We start from the raw sequence: 23,772 nt of genomic DNA, 5'->3' as shown, positions 1-23,772 counted from the left end.
AATTTGTGAGGTTTTTTTATTTCTTGCAACTTGTAATTGCTATATTTGACATTAATAAAATAGTGTAAACAATTATTGCTGGTTAGAAATAATAAGCAACCAATCGTGAAAATAGAAATGAAATTACTAGAAGGAAAAACAGCCATTATTACAGGGGCTAGCCGAGGAATAGGAAAAGGAATTGCCGAAATATTCGCGCAACAAGGTGCAAACGTTGCATTTACTTATAGTTCTTCTGTAGAGGCTGCCAACGCTTTGGAAAAAGAATTGATCGCAATGGGCGTAAAAGCCAAAGGTTACCAAAGCAACGCTGCCGATTTTAACCAAGCACAGGAATTGGTGGATGACGTAGTTAAAGAATTTGGAAGCATCGATATTTTGGTGAACAATGCAGGGATTACCAAGGACAACTTGTTAATGCGTATTAGCGAAGAAGACTTTGATAAAGTAATAGAAGTGAACCTTAAGTCCGTATTCAACATGACCAAGGCTGTACAACGCACTATGTTGAAGCAACGCCAAGGGTCTATCATTAATATGAGTTCTGTAGTAGGAGTTAAAGGAAATGCGGGACAAACGAATTATGCTGCTTCAAAGGCCGGAATCATTGGATTCTCCAAATCTGTAGCCTTGGAATTGGGGTCTAGAAACATTAGATGTAATGTGGTGGCTCCTGGGTTCATCGAAACCGAAATGACTGCCAAATTGGATGAAAACACAGTGAAAGGTTGGAGAGATGCCATTCCTTTAAAACGAGGAGGTACTCCAGAAGATATCGCCAATGTATGTGTGTTCTTAGCTAGCGACATGAGTGCTTATGTTACAGGACAAACACTTCACGTGGATGGTGGAATGTTAACCTAGTGGTTAGTGTTTCTACACAACCTTTAAACACATCAATCAAAACCAATTGTTAATGAATGACATAACAATCTTATATATCATCATTGCTGGAATAATAGCGCTACTAGTAGCGCTTTTTCAGTATATATATAAATCTAAAAAACGTACAAAAACCAATATGTTCTTGGCTTTTTTAAGGTTTATAATTGTGTTTACGGTTTTGTTGTTGCTCATTAACCCTAAGTTTGAAAAGGTCTCCTATTACAATGAAAAGCCCAATTTGGTGGTGGCCATCGATAATTCAGAATCGGTTTCGTATTTAAAACAATCCGAAACGGTTGAGGACATCATAAGCTCCCTAAAATCCAATGAAGCCATAAATTCCAATTTCAATGTAGCATATTACACCTTTGGAAAGCAATTACAGCCTTTGGATTCTCTGAGTTTTGACGAAAAGCAATCAGACATGTCCTTAGCTTTTAAAAGACTATCTGAGGTGTATGGGAATACCATAGCGCCAACAATTTTTATTACAGACGGCAATCAAACTTATGGCAATGATTACGAATATGCCACCAACAGTGTATATAAGCAGCCTATTTACCCAATTGTTCTTGGAGATACCACAAAATACACAGATCTTAAAATACAGCAGTTAAACGTCAATAAATATGCCTATTTAAAAAATAAGTTTCCTGTTGAAATTATTGCTGTTTATGAAGGCACGGATAAGGTTAGCACACAGCTAAAAATAACCTCAGGCAATGCGGTGATGCATTCCGAAAATCTGGAATTTGACACCCAAAACACTTCTAAAATTGTTCAAATCACCTTACCTGCCAATAGAGTAGGTGTCAACAACTATAAAGCCGAATTAATCCCGTTACAAGGCGAAAAAAATACAGTAAATAATTATAAGAATTTCGCCGTTGAAGTGATTGACCAAAAGACCAATGTAGCTATCATTTCGGATTTGGTTCACCCTGATCTAGGAGCTTTAAAAAAAGCGATTGAAAGTAATGAACAACGTTCTGGAACCATCTTAACCACAAAAGAGTATTTGAGTTCAGAACAAGATTTTCAATCGGTTATTCTATATCAGCCTAACAATAGCTTTAAATTGGTTTATGACGACATTGAAAAACGAAAACTCAACAGTTTTGTCATTTTGGGCTCTAAAACCAATTGGACATTTTTAAATGCTGCCCAACCATTTTACCAACAAAAAATAACGAGACAAACAGAAGAGTTCCAACCAGCATTAAATCCCAATTACGCTACCTTCATAGTGGAGGATTTAGGGTTTCATGACTTTCCTCCAATTGAATCCGAATTTGGCCCTCTTAACTTTACGGTACCAGTAGAACCTATTTTATTCAAAACCATTAGTGGAACTCAGCTAGATGAACCACTTTTGGCAACTTTTGAAACCGGAAACCAACGACAGGCTGTTTTAGTGGGTGAAAGCATTTGGAGATGGCGTGCAAAATCATTTTTGGAGGAACAATCATTTCAAAAGTTTGATGACTTTATCGGGAAATTAATTCAGTACCTAAGTAGTAACCAGCACAAAAGTCGTTTGAATGTTGATTACGAATCCTTTTACAACGGAAATGACGATTTGAAAATCACCGCGCAGTTTTTCAACAAAAACTATGAATTTGATGCCAATGCGACTATCAATATTTCCTTGAAAAATCAGGATACAGAGGAAACCTATAACTTTCCTTTTGTTCTAAAAAACACCAACTATCAAGTAGACTTGAGCGGCTTGGCTCCTGGGCAGTACAGCTTTACAGTTTCGGTTGAAAATGAAAACATTTCAAAGCAAGGCACACTACAGGTTTTGGATTATAATGTGGAACAGCAATTTTTAAATGCCAACGCCAAAAAACTTCAGCAAGTCGCTTCACTTAGCGATGGTAAAGCTTTGTTTTCCTCAAAATTTGAAGATTTATTCTCCTTGCTTGAAAACGATCCTAGGTATCAAACATTACAAAAAAGCACAAAAAAAATCGTACCTTTAATAGACTGGAAATTTTTACTTGGACTTATCACGTTAAGTCTTTCCCTAGAATGGTTTATTAGAAAATACAAAGGTTTAATTTAATATTATTTATGGAAAAAATGCCCAAAATCGCATTGCCTTTCGTGGCTTTGCTCGTTGTGTTAATTATTACTATTTCAAAATCTGCAATAACCATTGGTCCGGGGGAAGCTGGGGTGCTTTATAGGACATTTGGGGGCGGTGTGGTAACCGATGAACCTCCATTATCAGAAGGATTCCATGTCGTGGCTCCTTGGAACAAAGTCTTTGTCTACGAAGTAAGACAGCAGGAAGTGTTGGAAAAAATGAATGTATTATCCTCCAATGGATTGGATATAAAATTGGAAGCTTCGGTTTGGTTCCAACCAAAATATGAAGGCTTAGGTAAATTGCACAAGGAAAAAAGTGAAAAGTATCGTGAGCGTGTTTTGTTGCCAGCTATCAGATCTGCAGCGAGAAGTGTCGTAGGACGTTATACACCAGAACAATTGTATTCCAGTAAGCGTGATGCAATTCAACAGGAAATATTTGAAGAAACCAAAAAAATTGTGGACGACCAATACATCCAGTTGAACGAAGTGTTGGTAAGGGATGTAACGCTTCCGCCAACCATAAAGGATGCCATTGAGCGTAAGCTGAAGCAAGAACAGGAATCTTTGGAATATGAATTTCGCTTGGTAACGGCTCAAAAAGAAGCCGAACGCCAAATAATTGAAGCTCAAGGAAAGGCAGACGCCAATAAAATCCTTAGCGCTTCACTTACAGATAAAATCCTTCAAGACAAAGGAATTGAAGCAACCATACAACTTTCCGAATCCCCAAACAGCAAAGTCATTGTAATTGGTTCGGGAGACAGTGGTATGCCGATTATTTTAGGAAATCAATAATAGTAAAATGATGTGACAAGGTTTGGTTTCATACTGATGATGCTACTATTGATGATGTCCTGTGGACCATCTATGACATCAAATTGGCTTAAACCAAACCTTGAACTCCCAAAATATTATGGCCGAATCGCCGTGATTGCAGTAAGCTCCGATTTAGAACTTAAGGAAATTCTTGAAAAACATATTGGCCAGAAATTCGAAAAACACGGCATGGACAATGTAGTATATGGCTCAGAACTGTTCAAGGAAAATATCACCCAAGGCAATTGGGATGAAGGTTATATCACCAAAACCCTTAACCAAAATAGGGTAGATGGCGCCATTATTGTGAGTTATTTAGGAGATTTGGACGTTCCAGAATATAGCACTGAAGTGTTGTATGGAGCTCCTGCCAATCAACGTTTGGAACAGCACGTAAATTTGCGTAACACCGAAGTCCCAGCTCCAGATTATTACACCTCGGGTAACAAAAAGTATTGGTTTGAAGCCTTTCTTTATGATTTAAGTTCAATGCAGTCCAAAGAAGAGGCTTTAATTTGGAAAGGACAATCCTCTGTATCTTCACCTTCAAGTGTTAAAAAGGGAGCGAAACGTTTTTCTAAAGTGTTGGTGGACCATCTTTATAAAAAAGAAATTCTAAAATAGATTTTAAATTATTTGGATATCTAAAATTAATTCACAAATATTTGTACTTCAAATCATTAAAAAGAAATGACTTTTATTCAATTACATCATCATTTTCATACTTGCACTCAGGCGAGATGAAGATGTGTTGAATAAATCCAAATATTATCTAAAACCCGTTTGAGTAAATCAAACGGGTTTTTTGCTTTCATGCCCCAGATTTACTCAAACATCAAAAAACATAACATGAGTAAATTAAAAATTGCAGTTCAAAAAACTGGTCGACTTCATGACGATTCCATGAGAATCTTAAATGAAATTGGAGTATCCATCGACAATGGCAAGGATCAGTTGAAAGTTGCCGCCCGTAATTTCCCTTTGGAAGTTTTTTATTTAAGAAATGGAGACATTCCACATTATTTAAAAGACGGTGTAGTGGATGCCGCCATTATTGGGGAAAATGTCTTAATTGAAAAAGGAGGAAATCTCACCATTGTAGAAAAATTGGGATTTTCAAGATGTAAAGTCTCTGTTGCTATTCCAAAAAGTTCGAAATTCAAAAGTATTCAGGATCTTGAAGGCAAACGCATCGCAACTTCTTATCCAAATACTGTCAACCAATATCTTACCAAAAATAATATCAATGCCAATTTACACATTATCAATGGTTCTGTTGAAATTGCACCAAACATTGGCCTTGCCGATGCCATAGTCGATATTGTTTCCAGTGGAAGCACTTTGTTTAAAAACAATTTGAAGGAGGTGGAAGTCATTTTAAAATCCGAAGCGGTTTTGGCGGCTTCACCACTTATTGGAAAGGAACAACAGGAAATTTTAGATCGACTTCAGTTTAGGCTGCAATCTGTTTTAAAAGGAAGACAATCCAAATACGTGCTTCTCAATGCGCCAAACGATAAAATTGAAGATATCATTAAAATCCTTCCTGGCATGAAAAGTCCAACTGTATTGCCCTTGGCAGAAGAGGGCTGGAGCTCGGTACACTCAGTTATTAATAAACATGAATTCTGGGACATTATCGACGAATTAAAACGCGAGGGAGCTCAAGGTATTTTGGTGTGCCCAATTGAGAACATGGTGCTGTAAACAATTAAATAAAAGTGATTATGAATATTATTGAAACTCCAGATAGATCTCAGTGGGAACTGCTATTGAAACGCCCCACAAAAAGTTTGGCCACCATAGAGCACACCGTTGAGCAAATATTTGAAGATGTACAGCGCAATAGCGATGAGGCCATAAAAAAATACACGTTACTATTCGATGGTGTAACTCTAGAGTCTAATTTAGTCCCTAAACAGGAAAAAGAAGCGGCTTGCAATACAGTTCCTGGCAAACTAAAAACGGCTATTAATTTGGCAAAAACCAATATCGAAGCCTTTCACAAAGCTCAAAAAACAACAAAGGTATTGGTCGAGACTTTGCCAGGTGTAACCTGTTGGCAAGAAAAAAGGCCTATTGAAAAAATTGGATTGTATATTCCCGGAGGAACAGCGCCTTTATTTTCAACAGTGCTCATGCTAGCTGTTCCTGCGCAAATTGCAGGTTGTAAAGAATTGGTATTATGCACGCCACCAAACAAATCTGGATCCATCGCTAACGAAATACTTTATACAGCCAATCTTTGTGGGATTGATAGGATAATCAAAGTGGGGGGTATACAGGCTATTGCAGGAATGACCTTTGGTACAGATATAATTCCACAGGTCTATAAAATATTTGGCCCAGGAAACCAATATGTCACTGTAGCCAAACAATTATCAACTAAATATGGCATGGCAATAGACATGCCCGCTGGCCCTAGTGAATTATTGGTAGTGGCAGATGATACAGCCAATGCTACTTATGTGGCTTCGGACCTGTTGAGTCAAGCCGAACACGGTGCGGATAGCCAAGTAATTCTAGTGTCCACTTCAAAATCTTTTATCAATAAAGTAATCAAAGAAGTAGAAAGTCAACTTGAGCAATTACCGAGAAAAAGTATAGCGGAAAAGGCCATAGCCAACTCCAAATGCTTTCTTTTGAAATCGGATGAAGAAGCTATGGATTTAATCAACATGTACGCCCCTGAGCACTTAATCATCTGTTCAGAAAACGAAGATTTTTATGTCAATGGCATCAATAATGCAGGTTCAGTTTTTATTGGCAATTACACCCCTGAAAGCGCAGGTGATTATGCTTCTGGAACCAACCATACGTTACCCACTAACGGCTTTAGTAAAGCGTATTCTGGCGTGAATTTGGACAGTTTCACTAAAAGCATCACCTATCAGAGAATTACTCCTGAGGGATTGTTAGGTATTGGGGAATCCGTAGAGCTCATGGCGGAAGCAGAAGGCCTACAGGCCCATAAAAATGCGGTCTCCATTCGCTTAAAAGATATCCATAAAAAAGCTAAAACGGCATGAAAACAATGATTGATATAAAAAAACTGGCACGTCCTAATGTCATGGCATTAAAACCTTATACCTCGGCAAGAGATGACTTTAAAGAGATGAATGTCAACTATGTGTTTTTGGATGCTAACGAAAACCCTTTCAATAATGGTTTAAACCGTTATCCAGATCCCCAACAAAACAAACTTAAAGAGATTTTATCGGAACTTAAACAAGTACCTAAGGAACAAATCCTTTTAGGTAATGGAAGCGATGAAGTCTTGGATTTGATTTTTAGGGTCTTTTGTGAACCCAACAAGGATAGCATTGTCATTTTGCCACCAACATACGGGATGTATGAAGTTTTGGCCAATGTCAATGCGATCAAGACTATAAAAATCTTGCTTAAGGAAGATTTTCAGCCCAATGTAGAAGATATTTTAAACAATGTAGACAATACTACCAAACTGTTGTTTTTATGCTCGCCAAACAATCCTACGGCGAACAGTTTTAATGCATCGGCCATTGAACAGTTGATTCAATCATTTCAAGGATTGGTAATTATAGATGAAGCTTATATAGACTTTTCTGCGCAGGAAAGTTGGCTCAGCCGATTAGAGGATTTTCCAAACCTTATCGTCACTCAAACCTTGTCCAAAGCTTACGGTCTCGCAGGAATACGATTGGGAATTTGCTATTCTTCCAAAGAAATCATTGCCTTGCTCAACAAAATCAAACCACCATATAACATTAATGAATTAACCCAACAAAAAGCTTTAACTCAACTGCAGAAAGCAGCTCAGCTTCAAGACGAAGTGTGCAGCATTTTGGAACAACGAGAATTACTTCAAAAGGAGCTTGAGAACATTCCATATATTGAAAAAATATATCCTTCAGATGCCAACTTTTTGCTTTTAAAAGTTGACGATGCCAATAAACGATATGAGCAACTTGTGACAAAAGGCATTGTGGTTCGAAATAGGAGCAAGGAACCCTTATGTGCCAATTGCCTTCGTATTACTGTTGGGAATTCCAAAGAAAATCAAATACTCATCCAAACCTTAAAAAATCTAGAAACCTCGTTATGAAAAAAGTATTATTTATAGACCGTGACGGTACCTTGATAAAAGAACCAGAAGATGAACAAATAGATGCATTTGAGAAATTGAAGTTTTACCCAAAAGTATTTCAGTATTTAAGCAAAATTGCAAAGGAATTGGATTTTGAATTGGTGATGATCACCAACCAAGACGGTTTGGGGACAGAAGTATTCCCGGAAAATACGTTTTGGCCAGTGCACAATTTCATTATTGAAACTTTTCAGCAGGAAGATGTCCTATTCTCTGAACAGTTTATAGACCGCACTTTTCCGCATGAAAATGCCTCCACCAGAAAGCCTAACACAGGACTTTTGACCAAGTATTTTTCAGAAGCCTATGATTTATCTAAATCCTTTGTGATAGGGGATCGGTTAACGGATGTGGAATTGGCTAAAAACCTAAATTCTAAAGCTATTTATATTAACAATCATACCAATTTAGGCACTTCTGAAATCTCTATCAAAGAAGAAGAATTGAAACCTTTCATTGCTCTGGAAACAAATAGTTGGAAGGAGATTTACAAGTACCTAAAGGCTAAGGAGCGTGTAGCACAATTCTCTAGAAATACCAATGAAACTAAAATAACCATAGAACTGAATTTGGATGGCACAGGAAAAAGCTCTATTGATACAGGCCTTAAATTCTTTGACCACATGTTGGACCAATTGGCACGTCACGGACAATTGGACTTGAATATCGAAGTTAATGGCGATTTGGAAGTGGATGAGCACCACACCATTGAAGATACCGCCATTGCTTTAGGTGAGACATTTGCCAAAGCTTTAAGCGATAAACGCGGTATGGAACGTTATGGTTTCTGTTTGCCAATGGATGACTGTTTAGCTCAAGTAGCCATCGATTTTGGAGGACGGAATTGGTTGGTTTGGGATGTGGACTTCAAACGGGAAATGATTGGGCAAATGCCAACCGAAATGTTTTTCCACTTCTTTAAATCCTTTACAGATGGAGCCAAATGCAATTTGAACATCAAAGCAGAAGGCACAAATGAACACCACAAGATAGAAGCCATTTTCAAAGCCTTGGCAAAAGCTATTAAAATGGCCGTAAAACGCGATATTGAAAAAATGGTATTACCATCTACCAAAGGAGTTTTATAAATTAAAAAGAAGAGATGAAACTTGTAATTATTGATTATGGTGCAGGAAACATTAAAAGCATTCAATTTGCTTTTGGAAGGTTAGGGGTGGAAACCACCTTATCTTCCAATAAAGAGACTATTATGGAGGCAGACAAAGTTATTTTCCCCGGTGTTGGAGAGGCTAGCTCTGCCATGCATATGTTACGCAGCCATGAATTAAACACTCTAATTCCAAAACTCAAACAACCTGTTTTAGGGATTTGCTTGGGCATGCAGTTATTGTGTCAGCATACAGAGGAAGGCAATACAGATGGCTTGGGAATCTTTCAAACTAAAGTGAAACGGTTTGCTACGGAACAGGACATTAAAGTGCCTCAAATTGGATGGAATACCGTGGAAAATGTAACATCCAATTTGTTTAAAGGAATCCCTGAACAGGCCTTTATGTATTTGGTGCATAGTTATTATGCCGAAATGTGTCCAGAAACCATAGCAACCACAACCTATGGCACTTCCTATGCTTCGGCATTGCAACACAACAACTTTTACGGTGTCCAGTTTCACCCAGAAAAAAGTGGTGAAGTTGGCAGTAAACTATTAGCTAATTTTTTAGAGCTTTAAAACTATAGAAACATGAGAATAATTCCAGCCATAGATATTATAGAAGGTAAATGTGTTAGGCTTACCAAAGGCGATTACAGCACCAAAAAAATATATAATGAAAACCCTTTGGAAGTGGCTAAATCTTTTGAAGGTGCAGGCATTGAATATTTACACTTGGTAGATTTGGATGGTGCAAAAAGCAAGCACATTGTCAATTATAAAATTTTGGAACAGATTGCCTCTAAAACCAACCTGAAAGTTGACTTTGGGGGAGGTTTAAAATCCAATGAAGATTTACACATAGCTTTTAATTCTGGAGCCTCCCAAATTACCGGGGGAAGCATTGCTGTCAAAAATCCAGAGATATTTGAAACCTGGCTCAGCAAATATGGAAGTGACAAAATCATTTTGGGCGCAGATTGCAAAGATGAAAAAATCGCCACATCGGGCTGGCAGGAAGAAAGTGATTTGAATATCATGCCGTTTATCAAATCGTATCAAGAAAAGGGAATACAGTATGTTATTTGTACCGATATCAGTAAAGATGGGATGCTAGAAGGCCCCGCAATAGAGCTTTACAAGAAAATCCTTGCTCAATGCAAGGATGGCCCCCAAAGCTTAAAACTTATTGCGTCTGGAGGCATTAGTAGCTTGGATGATATTGATAAATTGGAAGGTATTGGCTGTGAAGGGGCTATCGTGGGAAAAGCTATTTATGAAGGTAGAATTCAAATGAAGGATCTAGAAAAAAGACTAATATAAAATTATGTTTACGAAACGTATTATCCCTTGTCTGGATATTAAAAATGGGCGAACTGTTAAAGGCGTTAATTTTGTCAATTTATTGGACGCTGGGAACCCTGTGGAATTGGCCCAACAATACGCTAAAAAAGGCGCTGACGAGCTGGTTTTTTTGGATATTTCAGCCACTCAGGAAGCCCGTAAAACCACTTTGGAGCTCGTACTTCATGTGGCGGAACAAGTCAATATTCCATTTACTGTTGGAGGTGGCATTGGCTCCGTAAGCGATGTTGATGCCCTGTTAAAATGTGGAGCCGATAAGGTGTCGATCAATTCCTCGGCAGTGAAAAGACCAGAGTTAATTAGTGAATTATCAGCAAAGTTTGGAAATCAATGTATCGTGGTAGCTATAGACGCTAAACAGATTGATGGCATTTGGAAGGTTCATTTGGCAGGTGGCAGTATTCCCACAGACCTTGACCTTTTTGAATGGGCCAAGGAAGCTCAGGATAGGGGTGCTGGGGAAATCCTCTTTACTTCCATGAATCACGACGGCACCAAAAATGGTTTTGCCAATGGGGCTTTGGCGCAATTATCCAAAGAGCTTCATATCCCCATTATTGCATCGGGAGGCGCAGGAAGCATAGCACATTTTGAAGAAGCCTTCACCAAAGGAAAGGCTGATGCAGCACTTGCTGCCAGCGTGTTTCATTATAGCGAAATTGAAATCAAAACATTGAAACAGAAATTAAAAGAAAAAGGCATAGCGGTTAGACTGTAAAGAGCAGTGTCTAATTCAAATATAAATTTAACGAAGAATGCAAATAAACTTTGATAAAAACGACAATGGTTTGGTACCTGCAATCATACAGGATGCCGAAACTAAAAACGTCCTCATGCTTGGCTATATGAACGAAGAGGCCCTAGAAAAAACGAAAGTATCCGGCTTGGTAACCTTCTATAGCAGAAGCAAACAGCGTCTTTGGACCAAGGGGGAAGAAAGTGGAAATGTACTGAGACTTGTAGATATAAAGATTGATTGCGATGGTGACACCCTATTGATTCAGGCTACACCTTTTGGCCCAACCTGTCACAAAGGAAGTGATACCTGTTGGAACATGCCTAACCGCCTTAATTTAGGATTTCTAACAACTTTGGAAGACATTATTCAAAACCGGAAAATGAACTTTAAACCGTCGGAATCTTATGTAGCATCCCTATTTGAAAAGGGCATCAATAAAATTGCACAAAAAGTAGGGGAAGAGGCCGTTGAAGTGGTCATAGAGGCCAAGGATAATAATGAAGAATTGTTTTTAAACGAAAGCGCAGATTTACTATTCCATTATTTAATTTTGCTCCAAGCTAAAGGTTACACTTTAAAGGATGTGGTTGACATACTAAAAACACGGCACTAAATTTTGCGATCCCCCTAAAAATTAACGTACTTGCCGCCATGTTTCAAGAAAGATTTTACTACGTTTTTAAGATACAGTATTTAGGATACCGTTTTCACGGTTGGCAAAAACAACCCAAACTAAAAACCCTTCATTTAATGATAGATAGGACCTTCAAATTTGTATTGGAGGGCAAACAATTCAAAACTCTGGCGGCAGGAAGAACCGATGCTATGGTATCTGCCAACGAGGCGGCTTTTGAACTGTTTCTATATCAAGAAATTGAAAATGAAACCGAGTTTTTGGAATGGTTCAATTACAATTTGCCACAGGATATTAGGGCTCTTTCTATGCAAAAGGTGGATGAAAATTTCAATGTCATCCAACACTCCAAAGTCAAGGAATACCTCTACCTTTTCACCCACGGACAAAAATGCCATCCGTTTTGTGCGCCAATATTAACAACAATTTTGGATCCCTTAAATATCGAGTTAATGAAAGAAGGAGCAAAATTGTTTCAGGGCTCACATAACTTTAAAATCTACTGTTACAAAGCGTCAGACACGGGTGTGTTTGACAGAACCATCATACACAGTGAAATTGTAGAAAACACCATGTTTACGGCCAATTTTTTTCCCGAGAAAACCTATGCGTTTAAGGTGAAGGGGCAAGGCTTTGGAAGAAATCAAATTCGAATGATGATGGGCGCCTTAATCAAACTTGGAAAAGGAGAAATTTCACTGGAATTCATCAAGGAATCTTTATTGCCGGGAAGTGAACACGTGGTGGAGTATATAGCACCTCCATCTGGATTGATCTTAAATTCTATAGAATTCCACGAATAAAAAAAGGTATCAGAAACTGATACCTCTATGCGAAATGTTGTAATGATAGCTTAAGAAATCCAATGGTTCGCAATTGACTTTTTTGAGAACCATAAAAATAAAAGTGAAAAAATAATAATCATCCCTGTCATAATAGCTGCAAAGGGACCGTAAATGTCAACAGATTTTACTAAAAACAGATTGTGGATCATTTGAACCACTACCCCTATTAAAGAAATGAGAAAGAGGGGATAAGCCGCTTTTTTTCTTAAAACCAGAGCAATGCTAGCCAAGATGCCTCCAAAAACGGCAGTGGCAAATGCCGCAATGGCCCAAGCCGGGGTATTAGAGATAATTTCAAGTTGTTCATTGGTGTATTGAGATTTAAAACTCTCAGTTTGGTAGGTCTGCCCAAGATATTGCAAAACCCCCATAGCATTCCATACCAAGGCAACAACACTTACAATCCAAAACCAAATAGGCGGTTTTGTTTTAAAAGTCGTGTTCATAAAATTTCTATAGATTAATTGGTTAATATTCGCGAATGTAAGTACAATTTTAGGAAAACTGCTACAGTACAATTTAGGAAATTATTGGTAACCTATAAATTTTATGAAGAAAAAAATGAATAGAAGTGATTAGTGATCGGCAATATGTACTATGGGTTCTTTGTTCACCCATTTCCCATTTTTGGACTCTCCCAAGATGATAATATCCTTAACACGTTCATATTCCTTAATGGTTCTTAACATTTTGGCTTTTGTATCTCTGTATAGCTTGATACCGTCTTTTGCCCCTCTATTTCTTATTTCTAAGTAAAACCCATCTTTGAGTTTTGCAGGCTTTGTTGCTGGTCTGCCCATGTCTTTGTGTTAATTAATTTAATTGCAGTTTAAAAAAAAAATAAACAATACACAAGTAAAATGTAATTTATTGTTTATTAAGCAGTTGCTTTTTATTATTAAAAGTAAAACATAAGCTCAAGTAATCCCTTGTAAAACCAAGCATACTGTTAATTTTCATCCCTAGCATGTACAATTATTCTTATAAATTATGTTAATTCAATAGAAGGTTTGTTAAAGATGTTAAAGGAGTATTCTGTCAAATATAGAAACCGTAATTTTTATGAAAGATGGAAGGGTTTCAACCAAAATAATTAGTAGCTAAGACTTTTATTGTACCTTTAGTAATACTAGGTTGATACCTAAACACATTTTCTAACCTTTAAAATAAGTATTATGAAAAAAGTATTTTTAGCCATTGTATTGTTGTTTTCCTTGTCTGCTACCGTAACAAGTTGCAGAGAGAAGAAATCAACCAGTGAAAAAATTGAGGATGCCATAGATGATGCAGGTGATGCTATTGAAGACGCTGCTGACGATGTGAAAGATGAAGTAGAGGATGTACTTGATAAAGATTAATACAGCACTATAACATATCTAAATATCTAAGAAAGTCCCTCTGAAAAAGGGACTTTTTTGTACTTTTAAATCTCAATAAAATCTAAAAACCATGGCAACATCCTTTTCACCCGAAGTATTTAATTTTCTAAGTCAGTTAAAAGAGAATAATGATAGGGATTGGTTCAATACTCATAAAAAGGAATTCAAAACTGTTGAAAAGGAAGTGAAATCGGCCTATAACCACATGCTGGAATTGCTAAAGAGCCATGACGAATTAGATAATTTGAAACTTTTTAGAATTTACCGTGATGTAAGGTTTTCTAAAAATAAATCGCCTTATAAAACCCATTTTGGAGGTTCATTTCATAGACAGAAACCACAGCTGCGTGGCGGCTATTATTTGCATATATCCCCAAACAACGAATCTTTTGTTGCTACAGGATTTTGGGAGCCCAACAAAGAGGATCTCTTAAGAATGCGAAAGGAGTTTGAAATGGATGCCAGTATCATGCGCAACATTATAAACGCACCAAGTTTTAAGTCCGTTTGGGGCCAATTAAAAGGTGATGAACTAAAAAGTGCGCCGCGCGACTTTAATAAAGAAGATCCTGCTATAGATCTTATCAAGAAAAAGCAATACATCTTTGTGAAAAATTACACCGATAAAGAAGTGCTCTCCGATGGCTTTTTGGAAGATGTCAATGAGGCATTTAAAGTAGTTCGCCCATATTTTGACTATATGAGCGAAGTACTTACTACCAACCTAAATGGTGAATCTATAATCTAGCTAATACTCTTTATGGTATAGGTCGTGTTGTTGAACGTCACAGAGTCACCTGCCTCTTTGTTTTTCAAAAGCGCACCTATTGGAGAGTTCAGCGAAATTACTAAATAAGGTGAATTGTCTACGTCTATTTTGCCAATACTAGTAGCCATATAAAAGGTGGCTGTATTGGTAGTTACAAGACTTCCCAACACTACACTGTCATGTTTTAAATTGGGGTTAATCAATTTAAGGGTTTCCAAAGCTTTGGAAGCATCGGCCATATGCTGGCTGTTTTTCTCCAAATCATCAAAAAGTTTACCGCTTCCCGAGTCATCTTCGTCATCACCGCTTTTATCATTGGATTCTATGGCTTCCTTAATTAGTTCTATTTCATTTTTGTAACTAACAATGCGCTTATTGACATGTTCCAAACATGCCGATAACAGTTCGTGTTTTAAATTCATAAATCAAGCCACTTTGGGCTCTAATAACTGTATATAATCAATTAATCGTTCCTTGACCAGTCCCATCATACGTTTGTTTAATGCTGAAGAATTTTGAATGTAGATCTCGTATTCTTCAACAGTAAATTGACCAATGACCATTCCTTTAAGGGAGTTTCGAAACTTCATATCCTTATGGATGGCATTCTCGATGTAGTCTAGTTGCTTGGACAAAGATAATTCATAAAAAACATTTTTATGTTTATCTACATAATTTTTAAACACTGCAACAAACAGTTCCCCTTGAAGCTTAATAATAGGTCTTAAGGTTTGATTTTGGAAGTGCTCATCGCGAGTCATGTTCTCATAAATTAAAGCGGAAGAGATTACAGGACGAATCTGTAACAAGTCTAAAGATCGTGACATGGCTATTGTTTTTCTTAAAGTTATAAATTAAAAAAGCCGCTTTGGTTGCCCAAACCATTTGTTGTTAACTAGTTTATCAACAGTATTAACTGTTTGAATATACATATTGCCCTTTTATATCCCATTTGCATAGGACAAATTTTCATAATACCGTATCTTTGAAAGACACTTTTTGAAAACCACATTTTTATGAAATTTGGAAGCGTTCCTAATCCCGAAGGCATAGATTTTACCATTCCACAAGACCATATAGACACCCTTCGTGTCTTGAATTCGGTGAAAGATGATAACATACCTGAAATTTACGTGGGATGTGCCAAATGGAACAAAGCAGATCTTAAAGGATTTTACCCAAGAGGCACCAAAGATGAATTAAGCTATTACTCCCGTCAGTTCAATGCCATTGAGCTCAACGCTACCTTTTACAGGATTTTCCCTGCGGAACAGTTTTCGGCCTGGTACGACAAAACCCCTGAAGGTTTTAAATTCTTCCCAAAATTGAATCAGGAAATTAGTCATTGGAAACGGCTTAATGAAGTACAGTCTGTGGTGGAAGATTATCTTTACAATGCTTCCAACCTAAAGGAAAAACTAGGGACCATCTTCCTGCAAATGCACAATAATTTTGCGCCCAAGGATTTTGACCGTGTAGTATCTTTCGTAGAGCGCTGGCCCAAGGAAATACCACTAGCCATAGAGTTTAGACACACCGACTGGTATAATGACACTGTTATTTCTGATCAACTATATGATCTTTTGGAGAAGAATAATATCACCAACGTCCTAGTGGATAGTGCAGGAAGAAGGGATATCATACACATGCGTTTAACAACGCCCAAAGCCTTTGTAAGATATGTGGGGGCCAATCATGCAACAGACTATAATCGTTTGGAAGACTGGGTAGAAAGATTGAAACATTGGCAAGATCAAGGCATTAAGGAAATCAACTTCTTTGTACATCAAAACATCGAGAAAGAATCGCCTTTGCTGTCGGCACATTTTATAGAAAAACTTAATGGTGCTTTGGGCTGCCAACTAAAAATTCCAAACAAAGACAATACACAACAAACCTTATTATAAAACCTATGAGATTTCATACTAGAAAATGGGTAAAACCCGAAGACCTAAATCCTAACGGAACCCTATTTGGAGGGCAATTATTGGCTTGGATAGATGAAGAAGTGGCACTGTATACGGTAATTCAGTTGGAGAATTCCAGGGTGGTGACCAAATACATTTCAGAAATCAACTTTACCAGCTCTGCTAAAAAAGGGGATATCATCGAAATTGGTATTGAAGTTACCAAGTTTGGAAAAAGCTCCTTAACCCTAAAATGTGAAGCCAGGAACAAAATGACCAGAGAAACCATCCTTACGGTTGATAATATTGTCATGGTGAATTTAGGTCCCGATGGCAAGCCCCAAGCACATGGCAAAACGGAAATTGAATTTGTAAAGGATAGATTGCAAAACTAATTAATTCACGGTCAACAGCTTATCATTTTTTTTGTATCTTTAAGCAACTTAAACCATTAATTATGAAAGCATTAACCGTCGCACTCCTAGGGTGCTTATTTTTGTTAAGTTGTGGCTCATCATCTTCTACGGCCGATAAAACCAACGAGCGAACCCTCAAGGGAACGTGGACTGTTGAAGATATTGATTTCATTGGTGAAGAAGGGCTTTACAAAGCCTATATGTTCGATAACACCGATTCTGCTTGTTTGCGAGGTAGTGAGTGGGTTTTTATTCCCAACAACAACACGGGGCGCTTTACTACCAATGCCAGTAATTCTACCTGCCAAGTAACTAGCAGCCGTATGATTTGGTCCTTTTATGAAACCGAGGGAGCTCGTTACTTTCAGTTCAAATATGCGGATGAGAAAAACCATCCCATGGACAAGTCCAAGACGGGATACCGTTCTAAAATTGAAAGTTTAAGTGCTTCCAATATGGTATTGCGTGTACCATCTACCTACGAAGGAAAATCTTTCGATGTACTTCTAAAGTTTTCTAAAGTTTCGGACGATATTAACTTATAAAAACCAATAAATCATGAAAATACAATTAAAATACACCCTTGTTATAATGCTTTCGGCCCTAATGATTAGTTGTAGTGCCATACAAAATTCAAATAAAACCCAAAGAGGAGCGGCAGCAGGCGCTGCAGGAGGTGCTTTGGTTGGGGGCTTGATAGGAGGAGACCTTAAGGGAGCCTTAATTGGAGCTGCTATAGGTGGCGCTTCTGGAGCCATTATTGGTAATGTTATGGATAAGCAGGCCAAGAAAATTGAACAAGCGGTACCAGGAGCTGAAGTAGAACGTATAGGAGAGGGGATTCACTTATCTTTTGATGATAGAAGTGGGGTAAACTTTACCATTAACAAATCCGACTTAACACCTGAAGCCAAAACCAATTTGGATGCACTTTCAGAAGTGTTTATAGAATTTCCAGACACCAACCTGTTGGTTGAAGGACATACAGACTCTTCTGGAGATGAAGCCTACAATATGTCATTATCCAAAAAGAGAGCCCAGTCTGTAGTAGATTATTTAGTGGCCAAAGGAGTTTCCAGAGGACGATTTTCTGTTGAAGGCTATGGAGAAACAAAACCGCGTTTTGACAATTCAACTGAAGAAGGAAGAATTAAAAATAGACGTGTTGAAATAGGAATCGTTGCCAATCAGGAAATGATTGATGAAGCCAAGGCAAAAGCCAATTAATACACCAAATTATTATTAAGAAACCTAAACTTTAGTTCTTGCTAAGGTTTAGGTTTCCATTTATTACCTCGAACACTTCCAGCCCAAAGTAGGGAACCGCTGCAAGCATATGATCAAAAATATCTGAAATGATATATTCATAATTCTCCCAACGCTTGTCACTACTAAACGCATAAATTTCTAAAGGAATACCATGTGGTGTAGCCTCCAATTGGCGCGTCATGATCATCATGTCCTTGTTAATGGCTGAATGGTTTTCAATATAAGTCTGTATATACTTCCTAAACACTCCCAAATTAGTCAGGTTTCTACCGTTTATAAGCAATGACTTATCAATATTATGGTTGCTATTGAAGTTGTCGATATCTTTTTGACGTGTCGTAAGATAATTGGTTATCAACTGAATCTTTTTAAGGTCTTCCACACCTTGAGAGTCTAAATATTTTACCGAAGACACTTTAATTATTAAGGACCTCTTAATTCGTCGTCCACCGGAATTGCTCATCCCTCGCCAATTCTTAAAAGATTCCGAAATAAGGGCAGAGGTTGGGATATTGGTAATGGTATTGTCAAAATTTTGTACCTGAACCGTATTCAAATTGATTTCGATTACCGTACCATCTGCTCCAAACTTTTCAATGGTCACCCAATCTCCAATTCTGATGGTGTCGTTTACTGCAACTTGAATACTGGCCACAAACCCCAAAATGGTATCCTTGAAAATCAACAGTAAAACCGCCGAAGCAGCCCCTAATCCTGTTAAGAAGCGAACAATGGAAATGTTGGTAAGAATTGCAAAACAAAGAATCAAACCAATCCCCCATACAAAAAGCATTACAACCTGTATGTAACTGTCTATAGGCTTGTCCTTAAGGCGAGGCAAGGTTTTAAAATAGGCTTCTAAAGTCTTTAAAACACTTCTTAAAATCCAAATGAAGAGCAGGACTCCATACACTTTAATCAAAGCTTCTACAGGAGCTTCAAAATTTGGGAAGTCCACAAAAACTACAGGGAAAAGATTTAAGGTGATTAAAAAAGGTACCAAATGCGCCAAATTTCGAGGAGCCTTATGGGAAATTAAAAGGTCGTCGAAATTGGTTTTGGATTTATGGGCAAATCTTTCAAAAGTGCTCACCAATATTTTTTTGGTCACCACATCTGCAACAAGAATGATGATAGCCAAAATGACTAGCAATACTCCCATATTCAAATAGGTAGCTGCAGTTTCTGAAAAGTCTAAAGAAATAAAATAATCGTAAAAATAATGCGAAAATGATTCCACGTTATGCCTCTTGTTTTAATAGTTTTCTGTCTACAACAAAGGTAGCAAAAGGCAGAATTGAGGCAATTAAAACTTTAATAAGAATTTTATTGTTCCACTGTAACCTACTTCCCAAAATAATGGCAAAAATAATATAGGCAATAAACAATAGGCCATGTGGCATGCCCAATAGTTTTACATATTGAGGGTCTTGCCCAAAATATTTAATGGGAACCGCAATAAACAGTAATAAAATATAAGAAATTCCTTCCAAAAAGGCTGTAATACGAAAGATGTTTTTAAGTGAAAGCATATGGTAATTTTATGGAGTCACAAAAATACCATACGCTTTAGGATTGGTCTAATTTTTTACCACTTTTTTAACTAACACAGGAGTGCGTTCTAGGGAAAAAAAAGACTACTTTGAGGGAAGTAGTCTTTTTTAACAGGATTAATTAAATAACAGGGTATCAGGAGAGCAATTTACTCTTCAGCTGATATTAATGCAAAGAACTTATCCAGGTTTGGAAGGATTAAAATCCTAGTTCTTCTGTTGACAGCTCTATGCTCTGCAGTATCATTATCGGTTAGAGGTTGGTAAAAACTACGTCCAGCAGCGATAAGTTTTTCTGGAGCTACATCAAAGTCGTTTTGCAATTTTTTCACTACAGAAGCAGCACGCAATACACTTAATTCCCAGTTGTCTGATACTTTTACATTGCTGATAGATTGTGAATCTGTATGCCCTTCAACCATTACTTCAACACTTGGTTCTGAGTTGATAACATCTGCCAATTTTTTCAAAATATGGTCCGCATCATTACTAATATTGAAGCTTCCGGATCTAAACAATAGCTCATCTGCAATGGAAATCATTACAACAGTTCCTTCAATATTCATGCTCACATCTTCGGTTTCATCAATATTGGTAACGTTGCTTCTTACATTGTATGAAATAGCAGCGTTCATGGAATCCTTCAAGGTTTTGGCATTGGCCAAATAAGCAGGAGGGACGTTCTTTAACATCTCGCGCATTTGTGCCTTTTGATCTTCAGAAATCACAACCCCGTCAACAGATACCATTTTGGCATCAGATTCTTCAGAAAGGGAGTTAATTCGGGCATTGTATTGATCTACACGGGCTTGGATGGCGGCAAATTGCGCTTCCAATTCTTCGTTTTCAACCTTGGTTTTGGTGAGTTCACTTTTCAACTCTCCATTGTCTTTTTCAAGTGCCAAATATTTCTTTTTGGACACACAGGAGGTTAAAGCAATTGCTGTAAGTATTACAATAGAAAATTTTCTCATAATAGTTATTTAATTAATGTTTCGATGTCTTATGTATATCTACGGATGAACTGCGCTTATAGATTATAAATGATTACATAATTTAAGGAAAATCTATCAGTAAGTATAATTTTCAAACTGTTTACTGTTAAATATGAGGACTTTACACTATATTTAATACATAAAACAATTTTATATGGCAGCTAATAAAACCTATGTATGGCCCATTTTGGCCTTAGGGGCAATCCTTTCTACAAACGCTCAAAATACCTTAACGCCTAAAGAAAAAGAACGGATGGCCAACAAAGTGGAAGTCTTCACACCAGATGAACGGGACAATATCCAAATGTGGTTTTACGAACAGACCAACAAATTGGGATTGTCTGAAAGTACCAGAAACACATATGCCAGTATTTTATCCGATCATATTTATGAACTTGGCCGTTTAACAGATAAGGATAAAAACTATGATCAGGCAGAAATTTTATCCAAAATCGAAGAAGACAAAACAAAGGTGAATGCCAAAATAAAACCTTTACTTACCGAAAGCCAATACCAACAGCATCTGGAGCATTACAACAGGGTATTGGATGTATATATCAAACGGATTAAGGAAAACAAATAATTAAAGGAGAAAAAGGGAACATCAAAATCGGAAAATTTCTATTTTACATAATATAAATTATAGTTCAATTATATAGTAATTTCTTCATAGCCGTATTTCACGGCTATTTAGCATACTAATCGTCAGAAATTATGTTAAAAGAAATTATACGGCATACAATTCATTGATTACAATAATATGTCAAAGCCTTTAGGAATTTGCATTCATTGCTCAAATACTGCAAAATTTCAGCTTCGCCATATTTTTGAAATTCCGTACCAATGTCAAGAAATTTTCAAATACGAGATTCTCAGCGATTGGGATTTTAACTTCATTGTAAAAATTTCAAGCACCTTGATAAGTTCCCATCAATCTATCCCAAAAAGTAAAATACAAGCCATAATTCTTTTTAGACTTAAGGTGATGGTAATCGTGAGCATCCGGAGTGTTGAACAATTTCATTTTTTGCAATTTGGGAATGCTAAATCCCAAATGAATCAAGACATTATAAAGCGTTAAAAATGTAATAAAAACTACCAAAGCCCATTGATGATGAGGAATAACAAACAATATTATTGGTATGAATCCCAAAGAGATTAAAGCTTCCCAAGGATGAAATGCAAATGCCGCCCAAGGTGTTGGACTTGTAAAACTGTGGTGCACCTTATGGATATGTTTAAAAAATTTTGAATGATGAATTAATCTATGGGTCCAATAGAAATACGTGTCATGAATAAAAACCATTAAAAGTATGCTTGCAACAAAATACGCCAGACCATATTCCTGAAGATTATTATAAGACTTGGTATATCCGTTTTCAACCCAAAACACAAATAACAAAAGACTACTACCATAGATTAAAAACGTTAGTAATGAATACAATACTTCTCGTTTAATTTGCTTCTTCAAAGGAAAATGTTCTTGGATTTTAAACTTAGAAAACCTCGTTTTTTTCAAGACATAAAACAGATAAAAAAAGACACCAGCAACCAGTACATAGCGAAGTATGAACAAAAGTGTTCCTATTAACCAAATCTCGGTATGTGAAAACCCATAAAACATGATAGTTGGACTTTAAGTGGAAGGATATGTGGGACACCCTTCAGCTTTTAAAACTTCTAAATGGTTTTCATAATTTACATCCAGCACCTTACCTGTTTTCTTGTGGCAAAACGGACAGGCATTCATATCACCATCGCTATCAATGTACATTCCCTTAAGTCCTGCGCTAAAGCAACCTTGTCTGCGTTGGTAATACCCATGATAGCTCAGTATGGGCATATCTCTGTAATCTGGACCAAAATTCATTTTCAAAAAGAAATCTTCCAAAATAGCTATATGCCCTTCATCAAGGCTTACCTCTTTTTGCGCATAATGCCCAACAGCTTTAGGTTCCAATAATTGCACAAATGACACCCCAAATATCTTTGATAACTCCATATATGACATTAAATTAGCTTCTGAAATGAATGTTTTTGTCGCACACAAGGATAATGCCGTGACCAACCCTGCATTTTGTGAATTGATCAAAGCTTGTTCTACCCAATAATAGGCATCCTTAAAATGCCTAAATCTATTGTGTTCTTCTTCTTCATAATGATCCAAACTCACAATGACGCCTTTTAATCCAGCCTTTTTCAAACGTTTGGCATTTTCAAGAGTTAATTTAAACCCTGAAGTCACCACCCAAAAATTGGTACTTTTTGTATCGGCACGATGCAGCAACTTTATCAAGGTCTCCATTTGTAATAGTGGCTCCCCTCCTAAAAATTGAATTTGACTTACCCCCTGGCCTTGTAACTTCTCAACAATGTCAATTAGTTCGGTATCAGACAAGGTATCCTTCTTGTTCAAATGCTCCCACTCATAGCAATGTTCACATTGCAAAGCACATTTTTTAGTAACAGACAAAAAGACCGTATTAAACCTGTTTACCAAACCTTTTTGTATAGGTTTGAAATCGTGCAATTGGGAGGCTATAAAGCGCTTATAAATATCATTATTCCAACCGGGCGTATATAAGCCCATAAAATATTCACCATTAAAAAATGTCATCTTTTGGAGACTGTAATTGCCCAAAAATCGCTTTCTTAAGGCTACTAAATAACGAAGGGAGCGCAGCCAATCCAAAGGATTTCTATAGCACACCATTGCTACCTTAAGAAGCGTTAATTTTAGCCTAAAATGCACCCATCGCATTCGCAATCCTGAAACCATATAACTTTTAGGAATTATAGCTTTCTTAGTTTCTGCAACCTGTGCTTTCGGTTTTGTATAATCTTGTACTTCAGTAATCATTTCCAA

At 37.1% G+C, this 23,772-nt stretch carries 29 protein-coding genes; 20 read left to right on the top strand and 9 right to left on the bottom strand.

The features are described 5' to 3' along the window. Positions 1–117: 117 nt before the first annotated feature. From fabG to ZA06_RS12790, 13 genes are all read left to right on the top strand, one after another. Positions 118–864: a 3-oxoacyl-[acyl-carrier-protein] reductase gene (fabG, locus tag ZA06_RS12850; RefSeq protein ID WP_053977872.1), complete on the top strand. Its 747-nt coding sequence runs from the start codon at positions 118–120 to the stop codon at positions 862–864. A gap of 52 nt (positions 865–916) precedes the next feature. Beyond that, on the top strand, positions 917–2,953 hold the full coding sequence (locus ZA06_RS12845; RefSeq protein WP_053977871.1) for a hypothetical protein: 2,037 nt from the start codon (positions 917–919) through the stop codon (positions 2,951–2,953). Between the two features lie 8 nt (positions 2,954–2,961). Next, complete coding sequence (locus ZA06_RS12840) at positions 2,962–3,777, top strand: prohibitin family protein (RefSeq protein ID WP_053977870.1); 816 nt, start codon at positions 2,962–2,964, stop codon at positions 3,775–3,777. Positions 3,778–3,813: 36 nt separating this feature from the next. Beyond that, positions 3,814–4,422, top strand: coding sequence for a hypothetical protein (locus ZA06_RS12835; protein WP_157503258.1), 609 nt, complete (start codon positions 3,814–3,816; stop codon positions 4,420–4,422). Between the two features lie 225 nt (positions 4,423–4,647). After that, the gene (gene hisG / locus ZA06_RS12830) at positions 4,648–5,505 is read left to right on the top strand and encodes an ATP phosphoribosyltransferase (protein ID WP_053978088.1); all 858 of its coding nucleotides are present in this window, start codon (positions 4,648–4,650) and stop codon (positions 5,503–5,505) included. A 20-nt stretch (positions 5,506–5,525) separates the two neighbouring features. Continuing rightward, positions 5,526–6,827, top strand: a complete 1,302-nt coding sequence (gene hisD, locus ZA06_RS12825) for a histidinol dehydrogenase (RefSeq protein WP_053977868.1) — start codon at positions 5,526–5,528, stop codon at positions 6,825–6,827. Continuing rightward, on the top strand, positions 6,824–7,882 hold the full coding sequence (gene hisC, locus ZA06_RS12820) for a histidinol-phosphate transaminase (RefSeq protein ID WP_053977867.1): 1,059 nt from the start codon (positions 6,824–6,826) through the stop codon (positions 7,880–7,882). Before hisD ends, hisC begins: the two co-directional genes overlap by 4 nt. Next, positions 7,879–9,012 (top strand): bifunctional histidinol-phosphatase/imidazoleglycerol-phosphate dehydratase HisB, encoded by a 1,134-nt coding sequence (hisB, locus tag ZA06_RS12815; RefSeq protein ID WP_053977866.1) that lies wholly within the window; start codon positions 7,879–7,881, stop codon positions 9,010–9,012. The genes hisC and hisB overlap by 4 nt, the downstream gene beginning before the upstream one ends. Before the next feature lie 14 nt (positions 9,013–9,026). After that, a complete protein-coding gene (gene hisH, locus ZA06_RS12810) occupies positions 9,027–9,614 on the top strand; it encodes an imidazole glycerol phosphate synthase subunit HisH (RefSeq protein WP_053977865.1) in 588 nt (195 codons plus the stop codon). A gap of 12 nt (positions 9,615–9,626) precedes the next feature. Continuing rightward, positions 9,627–10,358, top strand: a complete 732-nt coding sequence (gene hisA / locus ZA06_RS12805; RefSeq protein ID WP_053977864.1) for a 1-(5-phosphoribosyl)-5-[(5-phosphoribosylamino)methylideneamino]imidazole-4-carboxamide isomerase — start codon at positions 9,627–9,629, stop codon at positions 10,356–10,358. Between the two features lie 4 nt (positions 10,359–10,362). Continuing rightward, positions 10,363–11,118 carry an imidazole glycerol phosphate synthase subunit HisF gene (gene hisF, locus ZA06_RS12800; RefSeq protein ID WP_053977863.1) on the top strand — a complete coding sequence of 252 codons (756 nt, stop codon included), beginning with the start codon at positions 10,363–10,365 and terminating at the stop codon, positions 11,116–11,118. Between the two features lie 37 nt (positions 11,119–11,155). Next, positions 11,156–11,752: a bifunctional phosphoribosyl-AMP cyclohydrolase/phosphoribosyl-ATP diphosphatase HisIE gene (hisIE, locus tag ZA06_RS12795; RefSeq protein ID WP_053977862.1), complete on the top strand. Its 597-nt coding sequence runs from the start codon at positions 11,156–11,158 to the stop codon at positions 11,750–11,752. Between the two features lie 38 nt (positions 11,753–11,790). Further along, positions 11,791–12,576 (top strand): tRNA pseudouridine synthase A, encoded by a 786-nt coding sequence (locus ZA06_RS12790; protein ID WP_053977861.1) that lies wholly within the window; start codon positions 11,791–11,793, stop codon positions 12,574–12,576. Between the two features lie 50 nt (positions 12,577–12,626). Here the strand turns inward: ZA06_RS12790 and ZA06_RS12785 are convergent, their stop codons facing one another. After that, the gene (locus ZA06_RS12785) at positions 12,627–13,064 is read right to left on the bottom strand and encodes a hypothetical protein (protein ID WP_053977860.1); all 438 of its coding nucleotides are present in this window, start codon (positions 13,062–13,064) and stop codon (positions 12,627–12,629) included. A 129-nt stretch (positions 13,065–13,193) separates the two neighbouring features. Continuing rightward, complete coding sequence (locus ZA06_RS12780) at positions 13,194–13,418, bottom strand: hypothetical protein (RefSeq protein WP_053977859.1); 225 nt, start codon at positions 13,416–13,418, stop codon at positions 13,194–13,196. A gap of 375 nt (positions 13,419–13,793) precedes the next feature. Here ZA06_RS12780 and ZA06_RS12775 point away from each other — a divergent pair, with 375 nt between their 5' ends. Continuing rightward, positions 13,794–13,976 (top strand): hypothetical protein, encoded by a 183-nt coding sequence (locus tag ZA06_RS12775; RefSeq protein WP_053977858.1) that lies wholly within the window; start codon positions 13,794–13,796, stop codon positions 13,974–13,976. A 91-nt stretch (positions 13,977–14,067) separates the two neighbouring features. After that, positions 14,068–14,745: a DUF2461 domain-containing protein gene (locus ZA06_RS12770; protein WP_053977857.1), complete on the top strand. Its 678-nt coding sequence runs from the start codon at positions 14,068–14,070 to the stop codon at positions 14,743–14,745. On the opposite strand, the gene ZA06_RS12765 is transcribed toward ZA06_RS12770, so the two are convergent. Together ZA06_RS12765 and ZA06_RS12760 are read right to left on the bottom strand one after the other, a co-directional pair. Then, positions 14,742–15,188 carry a GreA/GreB family elongation factor gene (locus ZA06_RS12765; RefSeq protein WP_053977856.1) on the bottom strand — a complete coding sequence of 149 codons (447 nt, stop codon included), beginning with the start codon at positions 15,186–15,188 and terminating at the stop codon, positions 14,742–14,744. The genes ZA06_RS12770 and ZA06_RS12765 overlap by 4 nt on opposite strands. 3 nt (positions 15,189–15,191) lie before the next feature. Next, the gene (locus tag ZA06_RS12760) at positions 15,192–15,593 is read right to left on the bottom strand and encodes a hypothetical protein (RefSeq protein ID WP_053977855.1); all 402 of its coding nucleotides are present in this window, start codon (positions 15,591–15,593) and stop codon (positions 15,192–15,194) included. Positions 15,594–15,782: 189 nt separating this feature from the next. Here ZA06_RS12760 and ZA06_RS12755 point away from each other — a divergent pair, with 189 nt between their 5' ends. The 4 genes from ZA06_RS12755 (at position 15,783) to ZA06_RS12740 (ending at position 18,316) form a co-directional block, all read left to right on the top strand. Then, positions 15,783–16,673 (top strand): DUF72 domain-containing protein, encoded by an 891-nt coding sequence (locus ZA06_RS12755; RefSeq protein WP_053977854.1) that lies wholly within the window; start codon positions 15,783–15,785, stop codon positions 16,671–16,673. Between the two features lie 5 nt (positions 16,674–16,678). Then, a complete protein-coding gene (locus ZA06_RS12750) occupies positions 16,679–17,068 on the top strand; it encodes an acyl-CoA thioesterase (RefSeq protein WP_053977853.1) in 390 nt (129 codons plus the stop codon). Between the two features lie 62 nt (positions 17,069–17,130). Continuing rightward, on the top strand, positions 17,131–17,634 hold the full coding sequence (locus tag ZA06_RS12745) for a lipocalin family protein (protein ID WP_053977852.1): 504 nt from the start codon (positions 17,131–17,133) through the stop codon (positions 17,632–17,634). Positions 17,635–17,647: 13 nt separating this feature from the next. Beyond that, positions 17,648–18,316 carry an OmpA family protein gene (locus ZA06_RS12740; RefSeq protein ID WP_053977851.1) on the top strand — a complete coding sequence of 223 codons (669 nt, stop codon included), beginning with the start codon at positions 17,648–17,650 and terminating at the stop codon, positions 18,314–18,316. 31 nt (positions 18,317–18,347) lie between these two features. Here the strand turns inward: ZA06_RS12740 and ZA06_RS12735 are convergent, their stop codons facing one another. From ZA06_RS12735 to ZA06_RS12725, 3 genes are all read right to left on the bottom strand, one after another. Then, a complete protein-coding gene (locus ZA06_RS12735) occupies positions 18,348–19,598 on the bottom strand; it encodes a mechanosensitive ion channel family protein (RefSeq protein WP_053977850.1) in 1,251 nt (416 codons plus the stop codon). Between the two features lies 1 nt (position 19,599). Then, on the bottom strand, positions 19,600–19,890 hold the full coding sequence (locus ZA06_RS12730) for a DUF3817 domain-containing protein (RefSeq protein WP_053977849.1): 291 nt from the start codon (positions 19,888–19,890) through the stop codon (positions 19,600–19,602). Positions 19,891–20,060: 170 nt separating this feature from the next. After that, entirely contained in the window at positions 20,061–20,885 is an 825-nt protein-coding gene (locus ZA06_RS12725) for an OmpA/MotB family protein (protein ID WP_053977848.1), read from the bottom strand. 175 nt (positions 20,886–21,060) lie between these two features. On the opposite strand from ZA06_RS12725, the gene ZA06_RS12720 reads away from it, so the two are divergent. Beyond that, complete coding sequence (locus tag ZA06_RS12720) at positions 21,061–21,489, top strand: hypothetical protein (protein ID WP_053977847.1); 429 nt, start codon at positions 21,061–21,063, stop codon at positions 21,487–21,489. Positions 21,490–21,813: 324 nt separating this feature from the next. Here ZA06_RS12720 and ZA06_RS12715 read toward each other — a convergent pair whose 3' ends face one another. Together ZA06_RS12715 and ZA06_RS12710 are read right to left on the bottom strand one after the other, a co-directional pair. Continuing rightward, positions 21,814–22,377, bottom strand: a complete 564-nt coding sequence (locus ZA06_RS12715; protein ID WP_168155228.1) for a sterol desaturase family protein — start codon at positions 22,375–22,377, stop codon at positions 21,814–21,816. 165 nt (positions 22,378–22,542) lie between these two features. Further along, positions 22,543–23,766: a radical SAM protein gene (locus tag ZA06_RS12710; RefSeq protein WP_168155227.1), complete on the bottom strand. Its 1,224-nt coding sequence runs from the start codon at positions 23,764–23,766 to the stop codon at positions 22,543–22,545. Positions 23,767–23,772: the final 6 nt, after the last annotated feature.

Origin of the sequence: Mangrovimonas xylaniphaga (genome assembly GCF_001280435.1) — a bacterium.
GTDB classification, from domain to species: Bacteria; Bacteroidota; Bacteroidia; order Flavobacteriales; family Flavobacteriaceae; genus Mangrovimonas_A; species Mangrovimonas_A xylaniphaga.
The sequence above is the reverse complement of the archived record's forward strand: the minus strand, read 5'-3'. Positions and strand labels throughout refer to the sequence as shown.

What these genes read in the sequence shown, in the direction of transcription:
- ZA06_RS12750 (WP_053977853.1), top strand. Translation starts at nt 16,679, where the DNA reads ATGAGATTTCATACTAGAAAATGGGTAAAACCCGAAGACCTAAATCCT.
- ZA06_RS12765 (WP_053977856.1), bottom strand. Translation starts at nt 15,188, where the DNA reads ATGAATTTAAAACACGAACTGTTATCGGCATGTTTGGAACATGTCAAT.
- hisB (WP_053977866.1), top strand. Translation starts at nt 7,879, where the DNA reads ATGAAAAAAGTATTATTTATAGACCGTGACGGTACCTTGATAAAAGAA.
- hisH (WP_053977865.1), top strand. Translation starts at nt 9,027, where the DNA reads ATGAAACTTGTAATTATTGATTATGGTGCAGGAAACATTAAAAGCATT.
- ZA06_RS12775 (WP_053977858.1), top strand. Translation starts at nt 13,794, where the DNA reads ATGAAAAAAGTATTTTTAGCCATTGTATTGTTGTTTTCCTTGTCTGCT.
- ZA06_RS12835 (WP_157503258.1), top strand. Translation starts at nt 3,814, where the DNA reads ATGATGCTACTATTGATGATGTCCTGTGGACCATCTATGACATCAAAT.
- ZA06_RS12845 (WP_053977871.1), top strand. Translation starts at nt 917, where the DNA reads ATGAATGACATAACAATCTTATATATCATCATTGCTGGAATAATAGCG.
- ZA06_RS12710 (WP_168155227.1), bottom strand. Translation starts at nt 23,766, where the DNA reads ATGATTACTGAAGTACAAGATTATACAAAACCGAAAGCACAGGTTGCA.
- ZA06_RS12840 (WP_053977870.1), top strand. Translation starts at nt 2,962, where the DNA reads ATGGAAAAAATGCCCAAAATCGCATTGCCTTTCGTGGCTTTGCTCGTT.
- ZA06_RS12785 (WP_053977860.1), bottom strand. Translation starts at nt 13,064, where the DNA reads ATGAACACGACTTTTAAAACAAAACCGCCTATTTGGTTTTGGATTGTA.
- ZA06_RS12740 (WP_053977851.1), top strand. Translation starts at nt 17,648, where the DNA reads ATGAAAATACAATTAAAATACACCCTTGTTATAATGCTTTCGGCCCTA.
- ZA06_RS12725 (WP_053977848.1), bottom strand. Translation starts at nt 20,885, where the DNA reads ATGAGAAAATTTTCTATTGTAATACTTACAGCAATTGCTTTAACCTCC.
- hisIE (WP_053977862.1), top strand. Translation starts at nt 11,156, where the DNA reads ATGCAAATAAACTTTGATAAAAACGACAATGGTTTGGTACCTGCAATC.
- ZA06_RS12790 (WP_053977861.1), top strand. Translation starts at nt 11,791, where the DNA reads ATGTTTCAAGAAAGATTTTACTACGTTTTTAAGATACAGTATTTAGGA.
- hisF (WP_053977863.1), top strand. Translation starts at nt 10,363, where the DNA reads ATGTTTACGAAACGTATTATCCCTTGTCTGGATATTAAAAATGGGCGA.
- fabG (WP_053977872.1), top strand. Translation starts at nt 118, where the DNA reads ATGAAATTACTAGAAGGAAAAACAGCCATTATTACAGGGGCTAGCCGA.
- ZA06_RS12760 (WP_053977855.1), bottom strand. Translation starts at nt 15,593, where the DNA reads ATGTCACGATCTTTAGACTTGTTACAGATTCGTCCTGTAATCTCTTCC.
- ZA06_RS12730 (WP_053977849.1), bottom strand. Translation starts at nt 19,890, where the DNA reads ATGCTTTCACTTAAAAACATCTTTCGTATTACAGCCTTTTTGGAAGGA.
- hisC (WP_053977867.1), top strand. Translation starts at nt 6,824, where the DNA reads ATGAAAACAATGATTGATATAAAAAAACTGGCACGTCCTAATGTCATG.
- hisG (WP_053978088.1), top strand. Translation starts at nt 4,648, where the DNA reads ATGAGTAAATTAAAAATTGCAGTTCAAAAAACTGGTCGACTTCATGAC.
- ZA06_RS12780 (WP_053977859.1), bottom strand. Translation starts at nt 13,418, where the DNA reads ATGGGCAGACCAGCAACAAAGCCTGCAAAACTCAAAGATGGGTTTTAC.
- ZA06_RS12745 (WP_053977852.1), top strand. Translation starts at nt 17,131, where the DNA reads ATGAAAGCATTAACCGTCGCACTCCTAGGGTGCTTATTTTTGTTAAGT.
- ZA06_RS12720 (WP_053977847.1), top strand. Translation starts at nt 21,061, where the DNA reads ATGGCAGCTAATAAAACCTATGTATGGCCCATTTTGGCCTTAGGGGCA.
- hisA (WP_053977864.1), top strand. Translation starts at nt 9,627, where the DNA reads ATGAGAATAATTCCAGCCATAGATATTATAGAAGGTAAATGTGTTAGG.
- ZA06_RS12755 (WP_053977854.1), top strand. Translation starts at nt 15,783, where the DNA reads ATGAAATTTGGAAGCGTTCCTAATCCCGAAGGCATAGATTTTACCATT.
- hisD (WP_053977868.1), top strand. Translation starts at nt 5,526, where the DNA reads ATGAATATTATTGAAACTCCAGATAGATCTCAGTGGGAACTGCTATTG.
- ZA06_RS12770 (WP_053977857.1), top strand. Translation starts at nt 14,068, where the DNA reads ATGGCAACATCCTTTTCACCCGAAGTATTTAATTTTCTAAGTCAGTTA.